Source organism: Xenorhabdus entomophaga (genome assembly GCF_037996725.1).
Lineage (GTDB): Bacteria > Pseudomonadota > Gammaproteobacteria > Enterobacterales > Enterobacteriaceae > Xenorhabdus > Xenorhabdus khoisanae.
Window position 1 is genome coordinate 1 of the sequence record NZ_JBBMXH010000493.1, and the last position, 223, is coordinate 223.

At 53.4% G+C, this 223-nt stretch carries 1 protein-coding gene; it reads right to left on the reverse strand.

Annotation, left to right across the window (positions count from 1 at the left end; translation table 11 throughout):
- A partial coding sequence (locus AAC854_RS23790) for a hypothetical protein (protein ID WP_340619203.1) occupies positions 1–223 on the reverse strand: 223 nt, incomplete at both ends.

Below are 223 nucleotides of genomic sequence, written 5' to 3' on the forward strand. Positions count from 1 at the left end.
GCCGGTTTCTTTGTCCAGTTTCGGTGTCACGTAAAAAACCCCACCGGGGCGAACGTCGATAAACGGTATCAGCGGATCACGGGCTTTCTCACGATGTTCATCTAAATTAACCACCACTGACTTCAACACTGGCGCGTTCTCCCCTGCCTGATACAATCCCTGACTGAATGCCTGCTTTGCTGCCTCAATGCCGTGCTGCTGGCGATAATCGTCCCAGTCGGCT